The sequence below is a fragment of the Ureibacillus acetophenoni genome (genome assembly GCF_900220965.1).
Lineage (GTDB): Bacteria > Bacillota > Bacilli > Bacillales_A > Planococcaceae > Ureibacillus > Ureibacillus acetophenoni.
The window spans coordinates 147,109-171,354 of sequence record NZ_OBQC01000007.1 but is presented as its reverse complement, the minus strand read 5'-3'; the positions used below and the strand labels follow the sequence as shown (position 1 = coordinate 171,354).

The window sequence follows — 24,246 nt, the reverse complement described above, 5'->3', positions numbered from 1 at the left end:
TTAGCAAGCAAACCAATTAGTAGTGTACCGATAATCGCAGTAAGAGCTGTTGCAGTAAATACAGCCCCACTATCCATCCCAGCTTGGCTTAGGATAAGTGGATTAACGACTAATATATATGCTATGGATAGAAAGGTTGTCACTCCTGCTAGTGTCTCTTGTTTATAAGAAGTATTCCGTTCAGTAAATTTAAAAAAGTTTCTCATGATGTAATCTCCTATTTTGCAAAATGTAAGAATGAACAGAATTAATCCGGAGTTAGTTTAACAGCTCTTTATATTATGTCCTTAAATAAAAAAACTTTGACCTCAGTTTGGCCAAAGTTTTTATCTACAAAAAGGAACATAAAAATATCATTAATTTTCCATTCCTTGTAGACAAGCTATTTAAGGTAGCTGGTAGAAACTTTCAAGCCGTATTCTTGAATTTATACAAGGTATCTCTATTCTTTTAAAAAACAATAGGAGAATGATAACAAGTTTAAGTTAGGACGTCAATAGTTCATTCTATATCAATCTATTATTTTGTTCTATTCTTTCTCTTTTCAATTTCCTTTTTAATTATCGGCACACCTTTTTTTATAATCGCCTTTTTCACTTTGGGGTTGTTCAAGAGTTTTACAATCTTCAATAATTTAGACATCGTTCTTACCTTCTTTCTTCACAAGATTTTAACATATTTAAAATATACTCATTTGGCTCATAGGAACGAATTTCTACTTCATTTTTAAATCTATCTTGAAAGGTATAATCATATATTCGAGTAAATGTTTCAAAGTAATCAATTGCTACCTCTCGGACATCCGACCTTTAAAATCTCTTCTCTTCCAATTATACTCAGGATTAGGAGCTGATTATATGAAATTTATATTTGATATTGATGGTACGGTTTGTTTTGATGGTAGAACAATCGATGAATCGATCTGTCTAGCCTTTGACGAAATAATCAGAGCAAATCATGAAATTGTTTTTGCCTCTGCCAGACCTATAAGAGACCTTATTCCAGTTTTGCCAGAACGCTTTCGACATGGTTCCTTGGTCGGTGGAAATGGTACTTTCGTATTTGAACAAGGGAAAATTGAAGTGGAATATTTTAAGGATGAATTATTAAAACAGTTATTAGCTTGTATTGAGGCAAACCAATTAACCTATTTAGCAGATAGTGATTGGGATTATGCCTATACAGGTGATACTGAACACCCAATCTATAGAAATATCAATAAAACGAGTGCTGAGAATCGAGAAATCACTGAGCTACAAAAAATATGTAAGCTAGTTTTATTTCACCCAACAGAGCAAGTGCTACAGGAATTATCGCAATTACCAGTAACAATCGTTGAATATAAAAATGAAAACGCAATCGACATAAGTCCACTTGGAGTTGATAAAGTAAGTGGCCTCCGTAAATTGAAGGTTGACCAATTTATAGCCTTTGGAAACGATAGTAATGATCAATGTCTATTTGAAAATGCCATTCATAGTGTTTGTATTGGGGATAATGACGTAAAGCGTTATGCTACTGAAACGATAAGTAGAGCGCAGATCCCAGCTACTATCAGTAGAATATTAGAAAGTCTGGAGGGACAAAAATATGAAAATACCAATGAAATTAAAACATGGTGATGAAGTCCGTATTATTGCACCAAGTAGAAGTATGAAAATATTATCGGAAGATGGTATTCGATTAGCTAAGGAACGACTTGAAGAATTGGGTTTTGTAGTGACCTTTGGAAAACACGTTGAAGAATCTGATCTACAAAACTCGTCCTCAATCGAACAGCGCATTGAGGATCTGCATGATGCATTTGCTGATCAAAATGTAAAAGGGATCTTAACAGTAATCGGTGGCTTTAATAGTAACGAATTACTTCCCTATATAGATTATGAACTACTCAAAGCAAATCCAAAAATTCTATGCGGCTATAGCGACATTACCGCGCTCGCGAACGCAATCACGACAAAATGCGGATTCATAACATATTCTGGACCCCACTTTTCAAGTTTTCAAATGACGGGGCTACAAGATTACCAAACTAAGTATTTTAAAAAATGTCTCATGAATGACGAAGCATATCTATTGCAACCTTCAGAAAAATGGAGTGATGATGCATGGTATTTAGATCAAGAAAATCGTGTTTATGAGGATACGAAATGGAAAGTTTATTCAGAAGGAAGTGCTACAGGAAGTTTAATTGGCGGCAATCTATGCACACTCAACTTACTCCAAGGAACCGAATTCATGCCTAACCTAAAGGACTGCATTTTATTTGTAGAAGACGATGAATTAACAATACCTGAGACATTTGCAAGAGATTTGACCTCCTTATTACAAGTTAGCGGAGATATAAAAGGCTTACTAATTGGACGCTTCCAAAAAGCTTCTAAAATAACTGAAGAACAACTTCATTTCATTTTAGATAAGCATCCACAGCTAAAGAACATTCCAGTAATGTATGATATGAATTTTGGTCATACTCAACCTATGATGACATTACCTATTGGTGGGGAGATTAGTATTGATACAAAGGATTTAAAGTTGAAATTAAGTGTCTTTTAGGAAATTTGATATGAATAAAAACAGCTTGGTGTACCAAATATACTAAGCTGTTTTTGTTTACATATGGACCGGTACTAGACTAAATCCAATTTACTATTCTTCAATGCTTCTAGACTGTAGTACTTCAACAATCCGCGAGAGTAATGATTCTAACTCACCTTTAGTTTGGAATGTATATGGATAGCCATAATTCGATTTAATTGTGTTTTCCTCTACCATTCTCGGAAATCTTCTTAATGCCGTACTTTTACGTGGTTTAGATACCACGGTTCCCACCTTCTTCTCCTGTTCAATCAACGAAGGATGTACAACAATTGTAGGAGTAACGTTATCTAACAGATAGACGTATGCTTCAGCGGCTTCTTCCCCAAACTCTTTATGTTTGAATTCAGCAGCCTTTTTCGTTGTATTTTTCCAATCAAAATTTGCTCTATCAAATGTATCTTGAAATTTTTCTAACGGGACAATACGTTCACTATTATTAGTGTGATTACGAGCATTTATTTTTCTCTCTTCTTTGACTGGGATTTGCTGTTCCTTCTTTTCTTGCTTGAGTTGTTCCAGTTGCATTTCAATCTCCGCAACCCTCTGTTGATATTCATCCATCCATTTCTCCACAATATGAGGATCTTGCATTTGTTTAGAGGGCAATTCATACACAGGCGCATTAAATTGATAGCTAACATAAACTTCCATATACCAAACACTCAGATCAAAAAGAACCTGATGGGCTTGTTTTGCCACTTCAAGATCCATATCTGTAGCTTGATGCACTGCGATATTGCCATTTTTTCTTATGTATTCGAATTTTTTATAAATTTCATCTTGAATAATGTCATGTTTATACAATCTATTTATCTTTTCCCACTGTTTCAGAGGGTACACTTCATTCATATTTTCTTGCTCATAAATCATGGATACTAACGTTTCCCCAAACAAGCGCGCCTTCATCATAGCTTCTTGTGGCTGGTCCCATAAAAGGTCTTCTACACGTAACGCCAGCTCTTCTAGCGTACTTGAAAACTCACCTAGAAAATTAAATATACTAGACTTCATTCATTTCCTACTTCCCTTCCATTAATCATTTAAAATTCGCTCGATAGGATGTAATAAAAGCTTCCGGTGAAGATTTCACGACATATGGAAATACACCTTGTAGCGTATGTAAATAGAGAATCCCACCTTGATTTGTAATTTCTCGATAAGAAAAATCCATTACATCCTTAACCGGAAACTCTCTATTCTGTGTAACGACCTTATCCGTGTATAAGTAAATGATTCGTTCATGTTCAATTTCAAACTGTTCAAACCTTGTCACTTTTCTTTCTGTTTTTATATAAGGATGTTGTGCGATCAAGCTCATAGAATCCTCCTAATAAATTCTCTTTATATCTTATCATAAACACCTTGACCCCTCGTGGTATAAAACAATACTCCATATGCACACAAAGTAACAGGCTCTGCTAAAGAACATTCCAGTAATCTATGTTATGGATTTTGCTCATACTCAGCCTATGATGATGTTGCCTTAATTGTATTTTAGAAAAATTAAATAAATAAAATAGCTTAGGATATTTAGTATACTAAGCTATTTTTTACAATCTAAATAATTTGATTGGTATTTCACATGCATTAATGTCTTGTTTAATTGAATATCAGTTATAATCAATTCCAGACTAAGGTGATCATCTTTCGTAAAAAATATCGTCGGGAAAAAATGTATTGCCATATATTGATATTTAATCTACTTTATAAACAACTCTTCTTACGATACTAGTAAGGGAATAAATCATTAAACTCTGTTATAGATGGCGTTAACAATCTATGATTTACTTGGAAATCATTAGGGGGTATTTGGAGTGGATGTTTAGGAAATTTCCGAGTTGAGTTAATTCCTCCAAATTCGAAAACCCTTAGTTTTTGTGAATTTCTTGCTAATAAACCCCTAAGTGGGTAATTATTAATTATGGTAGGAATTCCATATTTTTGACCATTTTCTCCCCATGCCAACACTACAATATCACTATGATTTACAGCATATTTTATATACTCCCAAGCTTCATCATCAATAACAAAATCTGCTCTTCTAGTTTGAGAACTCTTTATATAAGGACTCGTATTTACAACATACAAAGAGCCACAGTCATTAAATTCAGCAACTTTCAGCATGAATTCTACAGTTGGGTCATTAGAATTTATTGAGGCGTTACTCGGATTCATCCCAAATAGCGTCATTACAGGTAAAGAACTATTCCAGGTTCGGCTTAAGAAGTAACGTCTATATGTTGTTAAAGATGTAACACCAGCATTATAGTTACTGTGAAAAACAGCTGTACTTCCACCAATTTTTATAGGGGATGATACACCATTGGGAAGTTCAATTAACTGATGTTGTAAAGTAGTATATCCCTTTTCAGTTAACCATTCATTTAATTCATTACAAAATTGTTCGCTAGACTCTAATGAATTAGATTCTATCAGTTTATTAATTTGAAAACGCAATATAATGTCCCACTTTCTAGTTTTCGTTTTACTTTATTATATACGATGGCTTCCAACTGTTTAGAATGGTTCTTGCTGAAATACCTTTTTATCCAGCTACCCTTCTTCACAAATAAATTAACAAGCTCCTAACAATATTACGTACAAGTTTAGTAATTAGTGTGAATTGTCAGAATAGCCACCTTTAAAAACTACTACCTCTTCAATCTTCCTCACCCAAAGTAAAATCTAGTTCGATTGGTTTTATTTCGCGTATCCGCGTTGGTCTACGGTTTTCTTTTGCTTCGACTAAATAGTTTTCAAAGTTAATGGGGCTAAATAATGTGCTGGGTCTTAAGTAAGTTTTCATTTTTGGTTCACGTAACCATTGTTTTACTTTTACATTAATCACTTTTTTAAAGTCCTCTAGTTTATAACCTTCTTTTAATCTAGCATTAATCAATCTTTGGGTTGAATGATTGTCAATTCGATAGTTTCGATTTGTTTTTTTGTTTAAGTATTGGATCACTTCTGCGACAACGTCGAGATTTTTCTCGACAATATTATTATTTTTTATTTCTTCTTTTAATTCTTCTTTTATATATGGCACTTCTTTGTCCTCCAATTGTGGTACGAACTGGCTGACAATTGGAGAATTTTTTGTATTTTTGATGCAGTCGTTTTGACTTACAATGGCATGAGAAACTTCTGTGTGAACTTCTGGGTGTTGTCCAGCGCTAACAAGGGTTTCACTGATAGGGTCATATTCCATACCTAGTTGACGATACAATTCTTCGTAATCAATTCGATACCATTTCGTTTTCATGACTTTCGCTGGGTTGTAGACTTGGCTCGAAACAATGATGCGCTTCTTTTCTAAGTTTAAAAAACCTCGACTAATCGTCTTCTCAGAATAAAAAGGAAATTGCTTATGCCAATTCATGTACGTATGCCTGTACCAAGTATAGCCGTCTTTTTTATATGGCGAATTCAACAAGCGATAATGAAGCTGCTGCAAAATCATCGCCTCCTTAACACCTAGTTTCACTGCAAGTGTAGGTAATGTTTGCAAAGGTGCCTCTGGAATAAGTAATTTTTCTTTCATTGTTATCGTTCTCCTTTTTTTGAAATATTCGATTCACCCTTTATATAGCTTTCTAAATCGAAAAAAGAGACATGTTGGAGAGAAAAAATTGGGAGATTGTGATTTTAGAGGAATAAAAAATGCTTAATTGAAATTTTTTTCGTTCAGCATGTCTCATTTAGACGAAAAAATCACTATGTAATAGATAGAATGGTACAAACCAACTAACAGAAAAAAGGAGAGGTAGAAAATGATTAATTACGAAGCAAATGAAGTTTTAGTTGATGAGAGTGAAAGTAGTGAAGATAGCGATCTAGTAATAAGAGAGAGGCCTCTACTAGTCTCCCCTACCCTAGCAACAAAATTAGGTTTTAATGAAGCCCTCGTTTTACAACAGATACACGTAAGTGCTGAGGAAGAACCACTATCCATTGCAGGACACAATTGGGTACACAAAACGTACCCCGAATGGCAACAACACTATTTCCCGTTCTGGTCTGAGCAAACCATTTATCGGATTTTCAAAAAACTAGAGCAGAAATCGCTCATCATCGCGTACAAACCAAAACTTCACTGGTTTGATCAGTCCAAATGCTATCGGATTAATTATGAAAGGTTGGAAGAATTTTTAGAAGGGGATGAATAAAAGAATTTAATACTGCTCATTTATATTTCAGTCTGTCTAAAAAGCAGAAACGCCAAAACCCTTAATATCAAGGATTTCGGCGTCTTTGCTTTTCTTATTTCAAAAGGGGCAACACATCCATGTTTCCCCATTCTTTATTTAACCTTTTTGAATCTTTAACATCGAATTAGCATTTAACTGAAATTCATATGATACTTTCACTTCTTCTACTGTATAGCCATTGTCAACCAGGTAACTTATCATTCTATCTAAATACTCATATCGTTTTCCTTCTAAATCTACCAAAGGGAAAATCCGTATTTCTTCTTTTGTAACCCTTAATAACTCATTCAACGTATCAATGTGAAATTGGTAATCCAATCTATCTGCATACATGAATAGAAAATGTGCAGAAAGAAGAATATCAAATTCTTCATTCTTAAACGGTAAAGAAGGCAACGTCACAGGAATGTATCTTTCGCTAGATTCCATCATATCTTTGGCACAATCTTGTAAAGCACTTAAACGCTGTTTCCTAAGCCCCTCTATATTACCGAAATAATCCCACTTGTAGTTCGTTTTTGCTTATTCCATATGTTCCATTGCGTGATCAATATCTTGAAGACCTTTATTTTTTAAGTCATCGCTTGAATGATAATAGGCAATATCACAAGCAGTTACATTTAAACCTGATTTGTTTCCAACAGCAGTAAATGAACAAGCTCCTGCTGGACAATCGAGTATTTTCTTTCCTTGCAGTTCTTCCTCAGAAAGCGAAAACATATCCAAATACTCTTCAAAAGTTCTCCCAATAAAAACAATTCTTTCTAAATCTAACTTTGTACTCTGCTCAACTTTACTCATCTAAACTCACCTCTTCTAAAAGATTACATTTATATTACCACAAACAAATTGGTAATAATAACCTTTTTTTTAGAACTAACTCTTCTTCAATCATGGCCCATAAAAGGATAGGGCGCATCCCTATTACCATGAATGCACCCGATTGTTTAATAACTTTTAGCCACGCTTACTAATAAGATAAAACCCAATAACTACAGATATTATAATTAAAATGATTGGTACAACTGATAAAGGTGGATTTCCTCCCCACGCTAAACTCGTTCCACCGCCTCCTGAAATTGTTCCTGCAATATGAGCAGAGGATGCTTTAATAGCATCAATTAGTTCACCTAAAGAATATGCAATAACTGCGGTTAATAATGATAAGCCGATCAATAATAACCCTGCAACACGATTATTCAATTTTCATTCCTCTTTTTTTCTAAATCTTCTATTTTTCTTTTAATTTCTTTCAGTTCAATTCTTAAAGACTTAACCTGTTTTGAAGTGTCAATGCCGTATCGAACCGCATATGTAATTGTAAGAAACAAAATAATTAAGCCTATAAAGTATAAAAGATATATATCCATCAACTTGTCACTCCAAGATTTTATTTTCAACATTACGCAAATAAAATTGCTATTAGACATTTTGGTTCTTTAATGAAATTAGCAATTTTCTAATCTAGAAAATTCTAACTTCCATATCCAATATACTTTTTTATTTAATTAAACTTTCACTCTTTTTCTTATTTTTGTCTTGGTACATATTTTTATCTGCTTCAGCCAAAAGTTTCTCCATATTTCCTATAGAATGTTCAGAAAAAGCATATCCCACCGATACTTTAATTTTAATGCCTTTACTGTTTAAATTATATTCACTTATTTTATCAGAGAAATTTTGACAGTGATATTTCACTTGATCCAAATTTGCATTTAGAACAATTATAGCAAATTCATCTCCACCAATCCGCGCAACAATTGAATTCTCTTTGAAATATTGCTTCAACAGTTTAGAATATTCTTTTATATAAACGTCACCTGTTTTATGACCAAAATTATCGTTTAGATACTTTAATTCATCCAAATCACTTAGAATGACTGCAATAGATGTATCTATATCTTTATTGTATTTCTCCATTATTTGCTCAAAATAAGCCCTGTTATGTATACCTGTTAACACATCATGTGTAATCTGATAATTTAGTTCCTGTTGTAACTTTACCTTATCAGTAATTTCTCGCATAATCCCTTCTATTGCAACTATTTGACCATTTTCATATATTGGAGTTGCATATTCCTCGAACCATTTATATTCACCCTTTTCATCTCTCCACCGTTGGATGATTGGCTTGCTATAATCTCCATACCCATTAACTTTTCCATATAGTAGGTTGTAATCATCTGGATGGATGTGTTCAAAAACGTAATATGGATTTTGATATCCTTTCTCTACTAATCCCTCTCCTAACAGTTGTTCAATCGAAGGACTAATATATCTAAATTTATATTCTGGTTTGACTTCGTAATAATAGATAAGATCCTTTGAACTTTCAACTAGCTCAAAAATCCTCTTTTCATTTTCAAACTTCGTCATCCATTTAGCCTTTTCATATTTAATGTAAATTATTTGGATAATTACTGCACCTACTATTAAACCTAAACAAAAATAGATTAATTCCATTATTATTTCCCCGCGTTATTTATAAATTACGTTCTTTTTCGGACAATTCTATTATAAAAATAAAAATAGTAGACTAATGGAATACCAATTAGTCTACTTTTATTAAACATACATCGGTAACTGGCTTACATAGTCATACAACTTTAGTCCCTATAGCTTTGCGTCTTCACCTTTCGATGAATTTGCCTTATTCTTTATAGTGTTAATTTTTGGAGTTTTATATAAATTCTTTCAACATTATTATAAAGTTAACATAATATTAGGTCAATATAACTATATTAAAAAGTTTCGTTAACCTTTGACTTATCAGTAAAAGCATCCGTTAATTAAATTCTCTCGCTGGTACAATTTTCAAAAACTTTCGATAAAGGTAAACAGCAAGAATTGCAGGAATAAGGCTTAATGCCATATATAAATAGGCATAGGTATTCAACTCATCTACTGTTGTTACTTTTACAATCTCACCAAAAAAACTAACGTATAGAAAGTCATTCAATATTGAATTATAGTATCCGTATCCTTCTCCAAAAAGAAGAATAGACCATAAAGCAAGGAAACCAGCAATGCCTAAAAAAACCCATCCTTTTTTATACACAATTCACACCTCCCAATATTCTTATTCTTTAATTAAAACCTTTATCCTTCTAAATAAACAAAACTCACTTCGGTCAAATATTTATTAGTTCTAGGGATTTATTTAATATTGTTTTTAATACTAATATAAAGTCGTTTTTGCGGAATTTTGACTATATTATGGTGCGAAATCTTGGACAACGCCCCTTAAAGCCTATTCCTCTATATTAAAACATTCTTTTCACTAACTTCGATAGTACAAGTAATGAACCTTAAATAAAAACAGATGTATTCCTAAAAATTGAAATACACCCGCATGTGGAATAGAAAATTTAATGTTTATATCTCTATTAATTTTTCATCAGTTTATTACACTCTTAAAGGTTAAAATAAATTTACCTTAACTAACTGTGAAATAACAAAAGTTAAAACACTTGTAATAATTGCAAATACCATATAAATTACAGGATCAATTGTCAAATACCCTAAGTAGAATGAAAAAACACTATAAATCTGTTCAATTAATATATCCGTTCCTTTGCTCCCTTAAATATTGATTCTGATAAATTAGGAAATTCCCTTTTCCATAATTCATATACATTATAATTCTTTGAAACTCCATTTTTAGTTAATTTCACAATATGGAATCCATATTCATCGCCACATCTTGCCATGAATCGTTGACTTTTCACCGAGAAAATCCTACCTGATTCTGATATTTCATAGTACCCTTCATATCCTTTAACCGGCTTTCTCATTTCCTCATACCCATTGAATTTGTATACTTCGTAATCTAAATCTTCTAACTTACTAGTCCATCTTAACCCTGAAACTTCTGGTAAAATATCTCGATAATTGCCCCAATTCAGAATATGTATGTTTTGAAGCTCAAAATCAGGAACTGATGCAATGCTTTTCGCATTATAAGCTGGTTTATGTACATAAATTAATAGACTTTCAGCCAAATTGATTTCTCTAGACCATTCATCATTAGTTGGTGTTTGTGGGCCATGTAATCTTCCAATATACACTTTTATATTATTAGTGTCATTTACATACTCCCATCCCTCTTGTGATATTCTTCTACCTACAGTTTGCTGATCAGCTTTTCCAATGTATAAAAGTACATCACTTCCATAGATCTGGTGTTTTCCATAAATTTGATAAATTCCATAATCTATTTCTTCGTTCTCTAAAGTATGTAATTCACTTAATTTATAAGGTCCATCCCAATCAATTTGAATAAGATGAGTTTTAGCAATTTCCATCATGTATCACTCCCATTATCCTTTCAATGCTCACGTTTTATCTATTATATTACCAAATATTTACTCAGCTCTACAATTGTTATAGAATTAAGTTAATAAATAATGAATAATTTGGTTCTCGGTAATTGGTTTGAAAGGAGTGTTTCCATGAGTTGGTTTCAAGAACGTGCTGGATATGCTGATCATATGAATTTTAGGGAAAAGAACCCAAATACATTTGTCGTTAAACATGGGACAAATAAGCATTCAGACCATAGTAAAGTCTTATCTAATGATTTATTAATCAATCAAACATTAGTTGACACCTATTTTTATAAGATTATGTCCTTATTGCCATCACAATCTATGACTCTTCCTCTGTCTATCGAAATCTATTTTGATGAGAACTGGTTGGAACTTAATAATAATGACAGTTTAATTGTCGGGAGCGGCTTGCCATATAAATTATTGCAAAATGGAAATTTATTACGTGAAGGTAGATTGCTACTAACCAATTGGGGAAACCGTGGTGAACCTGCTTCTGTTTATGAAGATGCATTTTCCCGATTCCTAATCTTTGAACTGAAAAAACAAAGATCAGCTAAAAATTATGAAATGCTAACTCAATATGGTTTTCATAAATTCTTGAATGCAAAGTATGCAAAGCTATTACCAGAATACAAACTACTCGGAGTCAAAAAAGAATTAAAGCCGAGAATTCTGGATTTACTAGAAGACACATTTGGACTAAAAGTATCTGGGGATTTTATCATTTTACCCGAAGTTGAGATAAAGAAAAGTAGTGATGAGGAACTACTGAATTTTATACAGCAATTATTTGTTGTTGGCCTAGTAAAAGAGTTCAGTCGTGGAAGATTGCCTGAGTTGCAACTCAAACTATAATAAGTAAAAAATAAAACATTATCTCGAGAAACGTCTAACGCTCTATTCCATATTGATATAATAACTCTAAAAAAACTCACCACGTCTCTTTAAATGCGGACGTAGGTGGGTCTTTTTAATTTACAACTAAATGGATAATACTTTGAACAATTTATCCTTTAGTAATGTAGCATAGTCTCACGGGCCAAAGGGAACCCTACAATCATCAAACATAAAATGAGGGATTTCAAATTAGACAATATCTAGGGCGTCTTTCATTGCTTTCACTTATATTAGTATTGACGTTTGGGTTCTCTATACCCCCGCATAAAGCTATATCTACGGAGTCTAATGTTAGAGATATCACCACAACTTCCTCGGAGGTTAATAAAGATGAACTTTACAAAAAAATTGAAGCCTACCATGAACAATTTAAAATTGACCCGATTGATGCAAAAGTCGATAGAGTATGGAAGGCAATGCCTGGGTACAACGGGTTAGGTGTAGATATCAAAGCTAGTTATAAAAATATGAAGAAAAGCGGTAAATTTGATAAAAGCAAGGTTGTCTATAAGGAAATCCCGCCAAATGTCCATTTGGAAGATTTAGCTCCCGAACCGATTTATAGGGGGAATCCGCAGAAACCAATGGTGGCTTTTTTAATCAATGTTGCCTGGGGAAATGAATATATCCCAGAAATCCTCAAAGTCTTAAATGATCATCAAATCAAGGCGACATTTTTCTTTGATGGAAGTTGGGTTAAAAAGAACCCTGATCTAGCCAAGACAATTAAGGACGCGGAACATGAAATTGGCAACCATGCTTATAGCCACCCCGATCTGCAACAGCGCTCCGAGGCCGAAACGTTGGAAGAGTTGCAAAAAACGAATGATATCATTTATGAAACCCTTGGTATAAAGCCAAGGTGGTTTGCCCCACCAAGTGGAAGTTTTAATAAGGTAACGATTCAGGTCGCTGCCCGACTTGATATGAAAACCATTCTATGGACAGTCGATACGGTCGATTGGAGAAAGCCTGAAACATCGGGAATGGTTAGAAGGGTTGTATCGGAGGTAGAAAATGGCTCAATGGTTCTTATGCATCCTACGAAGCCTACTGCTGAAGGGATAGAGACCATGATAATGGGTATTCAAGACAAAGGTCTTAAACTTGGCACCGTTAGTGAACTTATGAGTGAAAAGCGCATTAATTAAGGCGAGGTTGTAACTGCCACGCCTAATAGAATAGTAAATAGACTCATTGTTAAAACCAACTATTTCATCAAATTACCGGTACTTCGAGATTATGAAAATGGCGACAACTATTATTTAGCTGTCGCCCTTTTTATCATCATTCAGATTTTTGACTTTAAATGTTTATATCATCTGCTATCGTGGGTTCTACAATATCCTTTCTTCGATAAACATTTAAAATGAACCCTAAAACAGCAGCGTAAAAGAGGATTGCACTTCCTCCATAACTAATAAACGGCAGGGAAACTTCCATGATGGGCACGATTCCAAAGGCCATCAATATATTCCAAGTAGTAGGTACGGCAAATAATACAGCACCACCGATTACGATTAATCTCCCATAAAGATCTTTTGTTTTAAATGCATTTTTTGAGATTCTTAATATAAAAATCAGCAGAACCAAACAAAGACCGATTCCGAATGTCCAGCCAAGTGAATAGACGAGGAAGGGGAAAGCAAAATCTGTATGTGATTCTGGCAACAATTGAAGTTTCACATCATTATTAAGTCCGTTACCGAACCATCCAGCTTCTGCAAGGACATTCCTAACGACCATATACATATATCCGGCTCCATTTGGATCGGCATTTGGGTTTATAAAAGTAGATAATCTAGTAAGAAAATAACTTTGATGTGAGGTCGTAGTAATAATCATAATGATGAAGATGATACCAGCCACTAGATTTGATACGACTAGGTTGATAGCTAATTTCTTATGAACACGTGCAAATGTAAACATTCCTAGTAAACAGAAAAAGTAAATGACCCCAACCATAAAGTTTGGCACTATCAAGTAGAGGAAGATGGGAATCCAAAACATAACAAGAAGAAATCCTTGTTTTTTCCAACTGCGAAACTCATTTATTATGTTAAAAATACCGGCCCAGGCCAGGAAAAAGAAAAATAAACTCAATATAGTGCCATCGACCGTTAGCCCTGGAAGTGAAATCCATCTTTTTGCTCCGTTGATCGTTAATCCAAATAAATAGAGATATAAGTGAATGAACAAGCCGATCGCATAAAAGTGCATCCACCAATTCTTTGATTTTTGATAATTAAAGAAAAGAAAACCAATCATCACAAGAGCAGCTAAGATGTACCAGATAGCTTGTCTCCCCATAATAGTGGTGATTGACGATGAAATCTCAGGAATTCCACCAACTAACGGGAGAAAACTGATACTAGCAAAAATCACAAATATAACAATTAGAATCCAATCCATTTTTGGCTTATGAAGGTGATTTAATTTCTCTCCAATAATAAATGGATTTCCCATTTCTTGAATGGCCTTTTCATCTGAATCTTCTTCAGAAAATCCTCTTTTCTTGTAAGATTGACTTAAACTTTGCAGATGATAAGTAAGCTCTTTTTTTATCTTGTTGTGGGCCTCCGTAGATTTGACTTTGGAAGTGACTTTACTTAAAAATTCCTCAAATTTTGGAGAACTCATAAAGATGCCTCCGTTATGAAGGGATTAAGGGATAATCCTTGTTTAGTAATATCTTGTTTATAAGTAGCTAAGTATCTTTTACCTTTTGAGTTTAAAGAATAATATTTCTTGTTATTTATCCAATTTGAAGTAAGCATTTCTTTATTTTCTAATAGATGTAGCAGTGTATAAAGCTGCCCTTCATTTTTTTGGAAAGTACGTTCATTTTTTTGAAAAAGTTGGATGGAAATATTGTAGCCATCCCTTGATTCATGCTGAACAGATTCTAATATAGCTATAATAGTTTCTGTATGAAATTGTGATTGCTGATTCGTACGAATGGCTTCACGCACGGCATTTTTTCTTTCATTAGAAAAAGAAAAATCCTTAAATATTGATTTTTCCATCGAACTCTTCAGGTTCTTAAATGGATCATTCATCTCCTAAACCTCCTCTATCATCTTGTCTTTTATTAATTCCTTCGCACGCTTTAATCTCGTTTTTAATGTATTTATATTGACTGAAGTAATCTTGCTTATCTCTTTTAAAGACAGTTCTTCATAATAATGTAGAAATACGACTTCTCTGTACTTTAGAGGTAAATTCATAACGGCATTCGTTAAGCTATTTTCTTCACTATGCTTGATAACCTCTTCTTCCACCTGTTTTGACTTAGAAGGGAGATGGTCAAATACTTTATTGCTAAGCGTTATTTTGCGATAATGCCAGCTTCTTAAATAGTCTTTGCAATGATTACTCGCAATGCGATAAGCCCAAGTTTTTATTGTTGACTGCTGATTAAATTGATTTAATTTTTCATAACACTTTATAAATATCTCTTGAGTTAAATCTTCTGCTATGGTTCGGTTTTTTACATATGTATATACAAGATGCAGGATATCATCGCTGTATTCACGCATTAATTGATCAATGATCTGCTCACGCTCATCCAGCATCATTTCATCTGTAACCGCCAATTGGTTTAGTTCATTCATCTAGTTGTCACCCCCTCATATATCTTAGACGAAGCTACCCTTCATTCGGTTTGAAATTTTTTTATGACCGTCTGTATTCTAGAGTATAAGTGGAAAAAGGAACAACCTCTTATCAGATTGTTCCAAATGTTGTAGGTAGGTTATATCATTAAATCGAAATCAAAAAAGGATATTGCACATTCAACAGTACAATATCCTCTGTTACTCATTCAATTTTTCTAGTGTATTGTAGATAACTTCTTCAAGATTTGAAGTATTATATTTTGATTCAATCATTGCTTGTAAATATTCTTCTTTTTGTAGCTCGTTGTAATGCCAATTGTATCCTTTTGTTTGAGCCCAGTTTTGTATGAATATCCGAATGGTACGACCATTTCCCTCTCGAAATGGATGAAGCATGTTTAATTCCGCTTTGTAATACGCTAATTGTTTTGCTGCTACTTGAGTTGTCATCCAATCCGATTCATTTTCTATCTGATGGAAAATTTCATTAGCCATTGATTCTATGAATTGGAACTGACAGAATCTTGTATCACCTTTTGTTAATTGGACATTTCGTATTTTGCCTGCAAATTGATATACATCTTGAAATAAGTGATGGTGTAGTTTAATCAGATCATTAAAAGTGAACCCCTGCACTTTATATAGTCCTTGCTCCAATTGAAATGAACGAATGAAAAAGGCATACTGCTCAATTTTTGCAAGTTCATCTAGATTTTCGACCTTTTGAACACATTGAGACAATAAGAATTCATCTTTATCATCAAAATTATATTTTCCCATTATTCAACACATCTCTAATTAATTTTGGCGTAATCGGTTGGCCAGAATTAACCACTTCAATAGCCTTATTAGCAATAATAGGATCTATACTGAAATTCTCTAAAGTTAAATTTTTTTCAACTCGTTTATATTCAATAGAATTTTTAGTGATTTTTTTCAATTTTATTACCCCTCACTTAGGAAATTCGATAATAAACAAAAACAGCTTAGTATATTAAATAAACTAAGCTGTTGTCACTCACATATGGAGACGGCGGGAGTCGAACCCGCGTCCAGAAACTCCAATACTCAAACGTCTACGCGTGTAGTTTGCCTATTTGCAATTCGTGCAACATTATGCCGACAAACAGGCGTCCTGTGCACTAGCTTGGAAATCTCTTGCCGGTGACTCAAGCGGCACCACCGACCGTATCCCACTAAGTTTAAGCCCCACGTTCTCTACATGGGCGATAGAGAGGCAGAGCGCTTACGAGCTTACGCTGCGAAAGCTAAATTTTGTTGTTTGCCAGTTATTATATAACTTCCGTTGATGACGGAGCCGAGACCTCCGACGCGCAGCTCAAGCTTGAACCATCCCTGTCGAATCCGTAACGTCCCCTTATTATAAAAGGGTCATGGCTTATTGCCATGTACGGCAGTGATGCATTTAAGCATCGAACTTACTGGCTGTATGAACATTATACATCGCGAAACACTAGATTTCAAGACATCATCCCCATGTATCTGTTGGAGACTTTGCATAATCTTGCCTTGGAAAATTATCAATCCCAAAAATCGTCGCCCAACTTTTTGCTTGATCAATTTCAATCCTGCAAATAAAAACTCACATTTCTCTCACTGACGAAATTGACATACGACATAATCAAAGTTATGTGCAACTTGCACTTAATTTCAGATAAGTCGTATCTTAAATCCGCCTGTCAGCAAATTTCATTCAAATTTTCCTTCGAAATAAAATCAATAGCGATTTTATCGATTTCTCTCCTTAAGCGCTCGCTCAACCTCACGCTTAGCATCTTTCTTACGCATGTCCGCGCGCTTGTCGTAATCTTTCTTCCCTTTACCAAGACCGATTAAAAGCTTTGCGTAGCCATCTTTAATATACATTTTCAATGGAACAATTGTATATCCATCACGCTTCACGGCTCCGATTAATTCATTAATCTGCTTTTTGTGAAGTAACAGTTTACGTACACGCAATGGATCGTGGTTAAAACGATTTCCTTGATCGTACGGACTGATGTGCATGTTACTTACCCATGCTTCATTATTTCTTATACGAATGAAGGAATCTTTTAATTGCACTTTGCCTGCACGGATCGATTTGATTTCTGTTCCTTGAAGAACCATCCCAGCTTCATAGGTTTCTTCTATAAAATAGTCATGGCTCGCTTTTTTGTTTTGGGCTAATACTTTCCCTTGACCTTTTGCCATTTAAAACACCTCACAACACATTCGACCACTTTGGGCCGAACAAATTCTTTGCGGTTTGCGGTCGAGATGCAATTTTCCAAAAGCACCTCAACTTTCCAATCCGAGAGCGCGAGAAAGGCTGTGTAAAAACTGCTTTACTGCATTTGCCTTTAGAAAGCAATTTTTTCAACAGCCTATCCGATTTCATTTTATTCTTTGACTCTGTTCTATCGTAAAGTTGATTTCACTAAAAATACACGGAAAAATTCCGCTTATTTTAGAAAATACTTAGAATTTATTCAAAATAAGAGGAGTATTTCCGCTTAACTGATTAAAATCCTTGTATTTTAGCTTATTTTAGACTGATAAGCGGAATTTCTCCGCTTATATCAGCTCTTTAAGCCACTACTCTATACAATAACGGAAAATTCTCCGCTTATTTGCTCTCCAACCTACGCGAAAATCAACATTAAATAGAACACAGCTTATTTCTTTTACTATACAATAACTCTCTAAAAACTACGAGTTATCTTTTCTTCTTTTTCTTTTTGTTCTTTTTCGCAACGCCTTCGTAAAATCTTTGCTTTTGTTTTACTTTACCGCCGCCACCTGACTTCTTATCGTCAGTTCTTCTTCGACGTCCGTCGCCGCGACCACCACCGCGTTCTTCTTCCTTCTTGCCACGGCCACCGCCATCACCACGACGACCTGCGTGAATCACTTTCGGTGCAGCTTTTCTCGTTCTACCCGCATGGGATTTCAACATACCAACAACTTCAAAGTCGATAGAAGATTCTTCAATGATTACATTCGTTACGCGAACTTGAACTTCATCCCCAATACGGAATTGGCGACCAGTATGTTCACCAACCATGATCATTTGTCGATCATCGAAATGGTAGTAATCATCCGTCATATTACTAATGTGGACAAGTCCTTCCACCGTGTTCGGTAATTCCACAAACATACCAAAGTTTGTAATGGAAGAAACCATACCTTCAAACTCTTCACCAATTTTACCGGACATGTACTGTGCTTTTTTCAGTGCATCTGTATCACGTTCTGCATCTACAGCACGGCGTTCACGATCGGATGTATGATCTGCAATTTCATCCATTGCCTCAGCCCATTTAAATCTCGTCTCTTTCGAAACATCTCCATTGATTAAGTACGTACGAATTAAACGATGTACGATTAAGTCCGGATATCGTCTGATTGGCGATGTGAAATGCGTATAATATTCCGTTGATAATCCAAAGTGTCCAATAGATTCTGGATAATATTTCGCTTGTTGCAATGAACGAAGTAACATCGTTGAAATAACAGGCTCTTCTGGTAATCCTTCAATTGCTTTAATAATTTCTTGTAAAGCTTTTGGATGAACTGAATTTCCTGTCCCTTTAACAACTAATCCAAAGTTCGTTACAAATTCAAAGAAACGATTTAATTTTTCTGGTTTTGGATCTTCGTGAATACGGTAAATAAACGGCACATCCATCCAGTGGAAATGTTCCGCTACTGTTTCGTTCGCTGCTAACATGAACTCTTCAATGAGGCGTTCAGCTGTCCCACGTTCACGTAATACGATATCTTGTGGCCAACCATCTTCATCCACCAACACTTTTGACTCTTTAAAGTCAAAGTCAATCGCACCACGTTCAAAACGTTTATTTCTTAGGATTTGGGCTAATTCCTCCATATTCTTAAACATCGGAACAAGACTTTCATAACGTTTCATTACTTCTTTGTCTTCGTCTACTAAGATTCTATTCACATCATGATACGTCATACGTTCCGTCGTTTTAATAACACTTTGGAAAATTTCATGTTCAACCACTTGGCCATTTCGGTCAATCGTCATTTCACACGATAACGTTAAACGATCCACCTGTGGGTTAAGTGAACAAATTCCGTTAGATAAACGATGTGGAATCATCGGAATTACACGGTCTGTTAAGTAAACACTCGTTGCACGATCGTAAGCTTCCCTATCCAGTAAAGAGCCTTCTGTTACGTAATAGCTAACATCCGCAATGTGAACACCTAGTTTAAAGTTGCCATCTTCTAATTTTGTTACAGTAACGGCATCATCAAGGTCTTTTGCATCGGCACCGTCAATTGTTACGATCGTTTCGTTACGTAAATCACGGCGACCTACTAAATCATCTTCAGAGATTGAATCAGGCACTTGACCCGCTGCATCCACCACTTCTTGTGGGAATTCTGGTGGAATCCCGTGTTTATATATAATAGAAAGAATATCCACACCAGGGTCATTTTTATGACCTAGAATTTTTGTAATAATTCCTGTTGCCGATTTAATTTCACTTGGCCAGTTTGTAATTTCAACAACTACTTTATGGCCATCCACTGCACCAAGGGAATCCTCTTTTGTGACAAAGATGTCCATATTTAATTTTTTATCATCTGGTACGACAAATCCGAAACCACGATTTGCTTGGTATGTTCCAACAAAGGTTGTTTGTCCACGTTCAATAACTTTTGTGATCGTACCTTCTCTACGGTCCCCAGATGATTCTTTTAATACGCGGATTAATACAGTGTCCCCATTGATAGCCCCATTGATTTCATGAGGTGGGATAAAGATATCATCCATTCCTTCTTCTTCGGGTGTAACAAATCCAAACCCTTTCGCGTGGCCAATAAATTTCCCGCGCATTAAATTCATTCGTTCAGGTAAACCATAGCGGTTTGAGCGAGAACGGACAATGTAACCTTGATCTTCCATTCGAACTAATGTTTTTATTAGATCTTTAAATTCATCTGCGTCTTCTAGTTGTAGAAGCTCCTCGAGTTCATCGACTTTTAGCGGTTTATATTCATCGTCTTTCATCAGATCGAGTAGACGTTGCTGTAGTTCATTGTTTTGAGTCATAGGTTTCCCTCCTTTAGTTATACTAATATGACTTATATTTTCTTATTGTTTGCTGGAACGAACTATTCATTCCAATCGAGCGAATTTAAAAATTCTAGCACTTTTTCGTGTAATTGTTCTTTTTCTTTATCAAGCGTAATGACGTGACCTGAATGCTCAAACCAAACAATATCCTTCTTTAAGGATTCCACATCTTCGTATATAGTATGAGCAGACTGTGGGTCTATTACTTCATCATTTCTCGATTGAACAACGAATACCGGTGCATAAATAAGGTCTAATTCACTTCTTACGTCTGAGATTAGTTGCTGCAGCTCAGGGAGTGACGGCATTCCTTTTTGGCGAATTTCTTCGACTTCTTTTTCAATAACGGATTCGTCGATTCCTTCAAAACGCTTATAGTCTTTCGCATATTTCAAAACACCATCAAACATTTTGTCGGTTGTTCTCATCGACATCGGTGCACACATTGTGATGACCCCTTTTAAAGGAACATTCATCGCAAGTTTCAATGAAAATACTCCGCCTAATGAAAGTCCAGCAACTGCGATTTCTTCGTATCCTTCAGTTTTCAGCAGTTCATATCCAGCTATAACATCTTTCCACCAATCAGCTGGTGATGTCTCGATTAATTGCTCCGGTGGAACACCATGTCCCTTATAATGGGGAGCATGGACTGTATATCCGTTTTTTTCTAGGAAACGACCTAGCATCCTTACGTCTGATGAACTTCCAGTAAAACCATGTAGTAAAAGAACAGCACGTGGGCCAGCTTTATAGAAAAAGGGTTTAATTTCGATTTTTCGCAAATCTATAATCCTCCAAAATCAACTCGTATATACATTTTTTCCAAACATTGCATAAGTTTCATTATATATTAAAAAGCCTAACCATGCTCGGTTAGGCTTTCATTATTTTCAAATTATAATGTTTTCATTCAATCAAATGCGCCTTGGCGTATTTGCGCCCAGATTTTATCGAGCTTGCTCGATAGTTACCTTTAAAAATCTGTGGCATCCGCCGGAGGCAAACTTCATTCATCTCAAGTTTGAACTCATATTGAATGGAATAACTCATCATTATTATGTTACTACTTATAAAATAGGACAACAGAATGAAGTTAGAATTTAACCACTAAAAGAGCTAAAATTAAGAATAAAACTGCAAGAACAATTGTTAATCTATGTAAAATTAAATCGATACCTCTTGCTTTTTGTTTACCGAATAGTTGCTCAGCTCCACCTGAGATGGCCCCTGATAATCCTGAGCTTTTACTAGATTGTAATAATACAACAACAATTAATGCTAAGCTTACGATAATCAGTAAAGTTAAAAGTAACGTATGCATAAAACTCCACCTCCTGAAATTGAAACTTTACAACAACATAAAGTATACCAAAAATAGTCTGACTATACAATAAACACAAAAATAAAGATAAAAATATATTAACATTCCACTTCAATGTTTACAACATATTTATAAAGGCCTATTTTATATCTTCTACAAATTTATTAAGTTCTTAATTTGATTTCATTTTATTATTATTAACTAATTAACCATAATTATGCATATTTTCCTATCATCAATACACTACTTCTTAACCGAAAAGTATATAACGAATAATCGTTTTATCACACTTTTTCCATCTTATACTAATCCGTTTTTACCACTAATTTACAATTGTAATATCCTTTACTATTATTTAGCTTTCTATTAATTTTCTCTTTATATTAGATTGTTAATCTACCAATGTAGTTAAAACATTGGAGGTATGGAAAATATGCGTAAAAAGTGGATGTCATTTGCATTAGTTGGTGCTTTAGCAGTTTCATCATTAGGATTGGTTGTTGGAGATGCACAAGCTAAAAAACCAAATCAATCTGCAAATAATAATGGAAAAGTAAAAAACGTTATTATGCTCGTAATGGATGGAAGCAGTGATGATCTTAGTACACTTGCTCGTTGGTATAAAGGCGAAGATTTAGCATTAGATAGCATCTTAACGGGTGGTGTTAAAACATACTCAGCAGAATCAGCTATTACCGATTCCGCTCCAGCTGCAACAGCATTAGCAACCGGTAATAAAGCAAACACTGGAAATGTTGGAGTATTACCTTCTTTAGTAACAACACCTGGTGTGGAACAGGTAGCAAATGAAGATATTCATAAACCAGTGGCAAACGTTTTAGAAGGTGCCAAATTAGATGGTAAAGCTACGGGGATTGTTTCATCATCAGAAATACAACATGCGACTCCTGCTGGATTTTCTGCTCACGTCGTCAAACGTTCAAACTACGATGACATTGCAGAACAACAAGTATATCAAAATATGGATGTTGTTCTTGGTGGAGGCTACAATTCTCTTAATGAAAAACGTAAAGATGGTGAAAATCTATTAGAAGTAATAGATAACAAAGGATATGACTATGTAACAAATCGTAACGAACTTTTATCGACGGACTCGGAGAAAATTTGGGGAAGTTTTGCACCAAGCGCTTTAGCTTATGATGTTGATCGCCAAACGACAAAACCAGAAGAACCAACACTTGCTGAAATGACAGAAAAAGCTATTAATACATTAAGCCAAGATAAGGACGGCTTCTTCTTAATGGTTGAAGGAAGTAAAATCGACTGGGCTGCTCATGCAAACGATCCAATTGGAATGATTTCTGACTTTTTAGCATTTGATGATGCTGTTAGTAAGGCATTAGAATTTGCGGAAAAAGATAAAAATACATTAGTGATTGCACTTACTGACCATGGAAATAGCGGTATTACAATCGGTAACCACAATACAAATTCAAACTATGATACAACACCAGTCTTTGCTTATATTGATCCATTAAAAGAAGCAACGATGACATTAGAAGGTGCATTAAGTTTATTAAAAGAAGATCAATCTAACTTAGTTGAAGTTGCTGGTCTTTACGGATTAACTAATTTAACTGACAAAGAAAAAGCTGCATTAGAATCTAGTGAAAAATTAAGTGCGACAATGGTTCAACTGTTAGCTGAACGTGCGAATATTGGATTTACAACAGGTGGTCATACAGGAGAAGATGTATTCTTATATTCTTATGGTCCATCAAAACCAACTGGACTAGTGGATAACACGGATATCGCACATACAATGGCAAAAGCGATGGGCTTTGATTTAGATAAATTATCTAATGAAATTTTTGTGAATGCAGAGCAATCATTTAAAGAAGCAGGCTACACAACTAAAATCGATACAACGGATGCTGCGAACCCAGTATTTATTGCTGAGAATAAAAATAAAATTGTGACGATCCCAGAAAATAAGAATATTGTCATAGTAGAAAACAAGAACAACAATAAAGTTGAGACACATGAATTTAAGACAGTTACAGTATTTAACGACAAGCAATTCTTTATATCAGAAGAAATGTTTAAACGTGCAAAATAATTAATGACAACATGCTGAGACAATTGAATTGTCTCGGCATTTTTTTATTCCGAATAGAAGTTTTCTAGATTACAA

Annotated in this window: 25 protein-coding genes, 1 other RNA gene, 1 pseudogene and 2 riboswitches; of the genes and pseudogenes, 6 read left to right on the top strand and 21 right to left on the bottom strand. The window is 34.6% G+C overall.

What is annotated here, in order from left to right; translation table 11 throughout:
• Positions 1-206, bottom strand: a 206-nt coding sequence (locus tag CRO45_RS11355) for a solute carrier family 23 protein (RefSeq protein WP_328588624.1), incomplete at its 3' end; no start/stop codon positions are given.
• Between the two features lie 148 nt (positions 207-354).
• Positions 355-455, bottom strand: a riboswitch (purine riboswitch).
• Positions 456-857: 402 nt separating this feature from the next.
• Between CRO45_RS11355 and CRO45_RS11350 the strand changes: the two genes are divergently transcribed.
• Together CRO45_RS11350 and CRO45_RS11345 are read left to right on the top strand one after the other, a co-directional pair.
• Positions 858-1,622, top strand: a complete 765-nt coding sequence (locus CRO45_RS11350) for an HAD-IIB family hydrolase (RefSeq protein WP_097149756.1) — start codon at positions 858-860, stop codon at positions 1,620-1,622.
• Positions 1,591-2,556, top strand: a complete 966-nt coding sequence (locus CRO45_RS11345) for a S66 family peptidase (RefSeq protein WP_097149755.1) — start codon at positions 1,591-1,593, stop codon at positions 2,554-2,556. The genes CRO45_RS11350 and CRO45_RS11345 overlap by 32 nt, the downstream gene beginning before the upstream one ends.
• Before the next feature lie 93 nt (positions 2,557-2,649).
• Here CRO45_RS11345 and CRO45_RS11340 read toward each other — a convergent pair whose 3' ends face one another.
• From CRO45_RS11340 to CRO45_RS11325, 4 genes are all read right to left on the bottom strand, one after another.
• Positions 2,650-3,612: a DUF4145 domain-containing protein gene (locus CRO45_RS11340; protein ID WP_097149754.1), complete on the bottom strand. Its 963-nt coding sequence runs from the start codon at positions 3,610-3,612 to the stop codon at positions 2,650-2,652.
• A gap of 25 nt (positions 3,613-3,637) precedes the next feature.
• Positions 3,638-3,919: a hypothetical protein gene (locus tag CRO45_RS11335; protein ID WP_097149753.1), complete on the bottom strand. Its 282-nt coding sequence runs from the start codon at positions 3,917-3,919 to the stop codon at positions 3,638-3,640.
• 410 nt (positions 3,920-4,329) lie between these two features.
• A complete protein-coding gene (locus CRO45_RS11330; protein WP_097149752.1) occupies positions 4,330-5,058 on the bottom strand; it encodes a DUF1643 domain-containing protein in 729 nt (242 codons plus the stop codon).
• A gap of 202 nt (positions 5,059-5,260) precedes the next feature.
• Positions 5,261-6,142: a conserved phage C-terminal domain-containing protein gene (locus CRO45_RS11325; RefSeq protein WP_097149751.1), complete on the bottom strand. Its 882-nt coding sequence runs from the start codon at positions 6,140-6,142 to the stop codon at positions 5,261-5,263.
• Positions 6,143-6,371: 229 nt separating this feature from the next.
• Here CRO45_RS11325 and CRO45_RS11320 point away from each other — a divergent pair, with 229 nt between their 5' ends.
• Complete coding sequence (locus CRO45_RS11320; protein WP_097149750.1) at positions 6,372-6,767, top strand: hypothetical protein; 396 nt, start codon at positions 6,372-6,374, stop codon at positions 6,765-6,767.
• Between the two features lie 138 nt (positions 6,768-6,905).
• Here CRO45_RS11320 and CRO45_RS11315 read toward each other — a convergent pair.
• The 6 genes and pseudogenes from CRO45_RS11315 to CRO45_RS11290 all read right to left on the bottom strand — a co-directional run bounded on the left by CRO45_RS11315 (position 6,906) and on the right by CRO45_RS11290 (position 11,116).
• Positions 6,906-7,610 (bottom strand): annotated as a pseudogene (locus tag CRO45_RS11315) (SAM-dependent methyltransferase).
• A 156-nt stretch (positions 7,611-7,766) separates the two neighbouring features.
• A complete protein-coding gene (locus tag CRO45_RS11310; RefSeq protein ID WP_097149749.1) occupies positions 7,767-8,012 on the bottom strand; it encodes a hypothetical protein in 246 nt (81 codons plus the stop codon).
• Positions 8,009-8,179, bottom strand: a complete 171-nt coding sequence (locus CRO45_RS20075) for a hypothetical protein (protein WP_170949477.1) — start codon at positions 8,177-8,179, stop codon at positions 8,009-8,011. The genes CRO45_RS11310 and CRO45_RS20075 overlap by 4 nt, the downstream gene beginning before the upstream one ends.
• 130 nt (positions 8,180-8,309) lie before the next feature.
• Complete coding sequence (locus CRO45_RS11305; protein ID WP_097149748.1) at positions 8,310-9,272, bottom strand: sensor domain-containing diguanylate cyclase; 963 nt, start codon at positions 9,270-9,272, stop codon at positions 8,310-8,312.
• A 112-nt stretch (positions 9,273-9,384) separates the two neighbouring features.
• Positions 9,385-9,469: riboswitch (cyclic di-GMP riboswitch) on the bottom strand.
• A 125-nt stretch (positions 9,470-9,594) separates the two neighbouring features.
• Complete coding sequence (locus tag CRO45_RS11300; protein WP_097149747.1) at positions 9,595-9,867, bottom strand: hypothetical protein; 273 nt, start codon at positions 9,865-9,867, stop codon at positions 9,595-9,597.
• A 499-nt stretch (positions 9,868-10,366) separates the two neighbouring features.
• Complete coding sequence (locus CRO45_RS11290) at positions 10,367-11,116, bottom strand: NUMOD4 domain-containing protein (protein WP_235864581.1); 750 nt, start codon at positions 11,114-11,116, stop codon at positions 10,367-10,369.
• Between the two features lie 144 nt (positions 11,117-11,260).
• Here CRO45_RS11290 and CRO45_RS11285 point away from each other — a divergent pair, with 144 nt between their 5' ends.
• Both CRO45_RS11285 and CRO45_RS11280 read left to right on the top strand, forming a co-directional pair.
• Positions 11,261-11,995 carry a hypothetical protein gene (locus CRO45_RS11285; RefSeq protein WP_097149746.1) on the top strand — a complete coding sequence of 245 codons (735 nt, stop codon included), beginning with the start codon at positions 11,261-11,263 and terminating at the stop codon, positions 11,993-11,995.
• Between the two features lie 257 nt (positions 11,996-12,252).
• Entirely contained in the window at positions 12,253-13,188 is a 936-nt protein-coding gene (locus tag CRO45_RS11280) for a polysaccharide deacetylase family protein (RefSeq protein ID WP_170949476.1), read from the top strand.
• 154 nt (positions 13,189-13,342) lie between these two features.
• Here CRO45_RS11280 and CRO45_RS11275 read toward each other — a convergent pair whose 3' ends face one another.
• The 10 genes from CRO45_RS11275 to secG form a co-directional block, all read right to left on the bottom strand.
• A complete protein-coding gene (locus tag CRO45_RS11275) occupies positions 13,343-14,677 on the bottom strand; it encodes an FtsW/RodA/SpoVE family cell cycle protein (RefSeq protein WP_097149744.1) in 1,335 nt (444 codons plus the stop codon).
• Complete coding sequence (locus tag CRO45_RS11270) at positions 14,674-15,096, bottom strand: PadR family transcriptional regulator (RefSeq protein ID WP_097149743.1); 423 nt, start codon at positions 15,094-15,096, stop codon at positions 14,674-14,676. The genes CRO45_RS11275 and CRO45_RS11270 overlap by 4 nt, the downstream gene beginning before the upstream one ends.
• 3 nt (positions 15,097-15,099) lie before the next feature.
• Entirely contained in the window at positions 15,100-15,651 is a 552-nt protein-coding gene (locus tag CRO45_RS11265) for a sigma-70 family RNA polymerase sigma factor (RefSeq protein WP_170949475.1), read from the bottom strand.
• 201 nt (positions 15,652-15,852) lie between these two features.
• Positions 15,853-16,434: a Fic/DOC family protein gene (locus CRO45_RS11260; protein WP_097149742.1), complete on the bottom strand. Its 582-nt coding sequence runs from the start codon at positions 16,432-16,434 to the stop codon at positions 15,853-15,855.
• Complete coding sequence (locus CRO45_RS11255) at positions 16,421-16,594, bottom strand: Zn-dependent hydrolase (RefSeq protein ID WP_097149741.1); 174 nt, start codon at positions 16,592-16,594, stop codon at positions 16,421-16,423. The genes CRO45_RS11260 and CRO45_RS11255 overlap by 14 nt, the downstream gene beginning before the upstream one ends.
• A gap of 82 nt (positions 16,595-16,676) precedes the next feature.
• Positions 16,677-17,032, bottom strand: a transfer-messenger RNA (tmRNA) gene (ssrA, locus tag CRO45_RS11250).
• 371 nt (positions 17,033-17,403) lie between these two features.
• Positions 17,404-17,868 carry an SsrA-binding protein SmpB gene (gene smpB, locus CRO45_RS11245; protein WP_097149740.1) on the bottom strand — a complete coding sequence of 155 codons (465 nt, stop codon included), beginning with the start codon at positions 17,866-17,868 and terminating at the stop codon, positions 17,404-17,406.
• A gap of 505 nt (positions 17,869-18,373) precedes the next feature.
• On the bottom strand, positions 18,374-20,743 hold the full coding sequence (gene rnr / locus CRO45_RS11240; protein WP_097149739.1) for a ribonuclease R: 2,370 nt from the start codon (positions 20,741-20,743) through the stop codon (positions 18,374-18,376).
• 62 nt (positions 20,744-20,805) lie between these two features.
• Positions 20,806-21,552, bottom strand: a complete 747-nt coding sequence (locus CRO45_RS11235; protein ID WP_097149738.1) for an alpha/beta hydrolase — start codon at positions 21,550-21,552, stop codon at positions 20,806-20,808.
• Between the two features lie 311 nt (positions 21,553-21,863).
• On the bottom strand, positions 21,864-22,091 hold the full coding sequence (gene secG / locus CRO45_RS11230) for a preprotein translocase subunit SecG (RefSeq protein WP_097149737.1): 228 nt from the start codon (positions 22,089-22,091) through the stop codon (positions 21,864-21,866).
• A gap of 424 nt (positions 22,092-22,515) precedes the next feature.
• Between secG and CRO45_RS11225 the strand changes: the two genes are divergently transcribed.
• Entirely contained in the window at positions 22,516-24,171 is a 1,656-nt protein-coding gene (locus tag CRO45_RS11225) for an alkaline phosphatase (RefSeq protein WP_097149736.1), read from the top strand.
• The last annotated feature ends 75 nt before the right edge of the window (positions 24,172-24,246 follow it).

Bases quoted from the DNA above. Each gene is read 5' to 3' on its own strand.
- CRO45_RS11350 (WP_097149756.1), top strand. From the start codon at position 858: ATGAAATTTATATTTGATATTGATGGTACGGTTTGTTTTGATGGTAGA.
- CRO45_RS11345 (WP_097149755.1), top strand. From the start codon at position 1,591: ATGAAAATACCAATGAAATTAAAACATGGTGATGAAGTCCGTATTATT.
- CRO45_RS11340 (WP_097149754.1), bottom strand. From the start codon at position 3,612: ATGAAGTCTAGTATATTTAATTTTCTAGGTGAGTTTTCAAGTACGCTA.
- CRO45_RS11335 (WP_097149753.1), bottom strand. From the start codon at position 3,919: ATGAGCTTGATCGCACAACATCCTTATATAAAAACAGAAAGAAAAGTG.
- CRO45_RS11325 (WP_097149751.1), bottom strand. From the start codon at position 6,142: ATGAAAGAAAAATTACTTATTCCAGAGGCACCTTTGCAAACATTACCT.
- CRO45_RS11320 (WP_097149750.1), top strand. From the start codon at position 6,372: ATGATTAATTACGAAGCAAATGAAGTTTTAGTTGATGAGAGTGAAAGT.
- CRO45_RS20075 (WP_170949477.1), bottom strand. From the start codon at position 8,179: ATGGATATATATCTTTTATACTTTATAGGCTTAATTATTTTGTTTCTT.
- CRO45_RS11305 (WP_097149748.1), bottom strand. From the start codon at position 9,272: ATGGAATTAATCTATTTTTGTTTAGGTTTAATAGTAGGTGCAGTAATT.
- CRO45_RS11290 (WP_235864581.1), bottom strand. From the start codon at position 11,116: ATGATGGAAATTGCTAAAACTCATCTTATTCAAATTGATTGGGATGGA.
- CRO45_RS11285 (WP_097149746.1), top strand. From the start codon at position 11,261: ATGAGTTGGTTTCAAGAACGTGCTGGATATGCTGATCATATGAATTTT.
- CRO45_RS11275 (WP_097149744.1), bottom strand. From the start codon at position 14,677: ATGAGTTCTCCAAAATTTGAGGAATTTTTAAGTAAAGTCACTTCCAAA.
- CRO45_RS11270 (WP_097149743.1), bottom strand. From the start codon at position 15,096: ATGAATGATCCATTTAAGAACCTGAAGAGTTCGATGGAAAAATCAATA.
- CRO45_RS11265 (WP_170949475.1), bottom strand. From the start codon at position 15,651: ATGAATGAACTAAACCAATTGGCGGTTACAGATGAAATGATGCTGGAT.
- CRO45_RS11260 (WP_097149742.1), bottom strand. From the start codon at position 16,434: ATGGGAAAATATAATTTTGATGATAAAGATGAATTCTTATTGTCTCAA.
- smpB (WP_097149740.1), bottom strand. From the start codon at position 17,868: ATGGCAAAAGGTCAAGGGAAAGTATTAGCCCAAAACAAAAAAGCGAGC.
- rnr (WP_097149739.1), bottom strand. From the start codon at position 20,743: ATGACTCAAAACAATGAACTACAGCAACGTCTACTCGATCTGATGAAA.
- secG (WP_097149737.1), bottom strand. From the start codon at position 22,091: ATGCATACGTTACTTTTAACTTTACTGATTATCGTAAGCTTAGCATTA.
- CRO45_RS11225 (WP_097149736.1), top strand. From the start codon at position 22,516: ATGGAAAATATGCGTAAAAAGTGGATGTCATTTGCATTAGTTGGTGCT.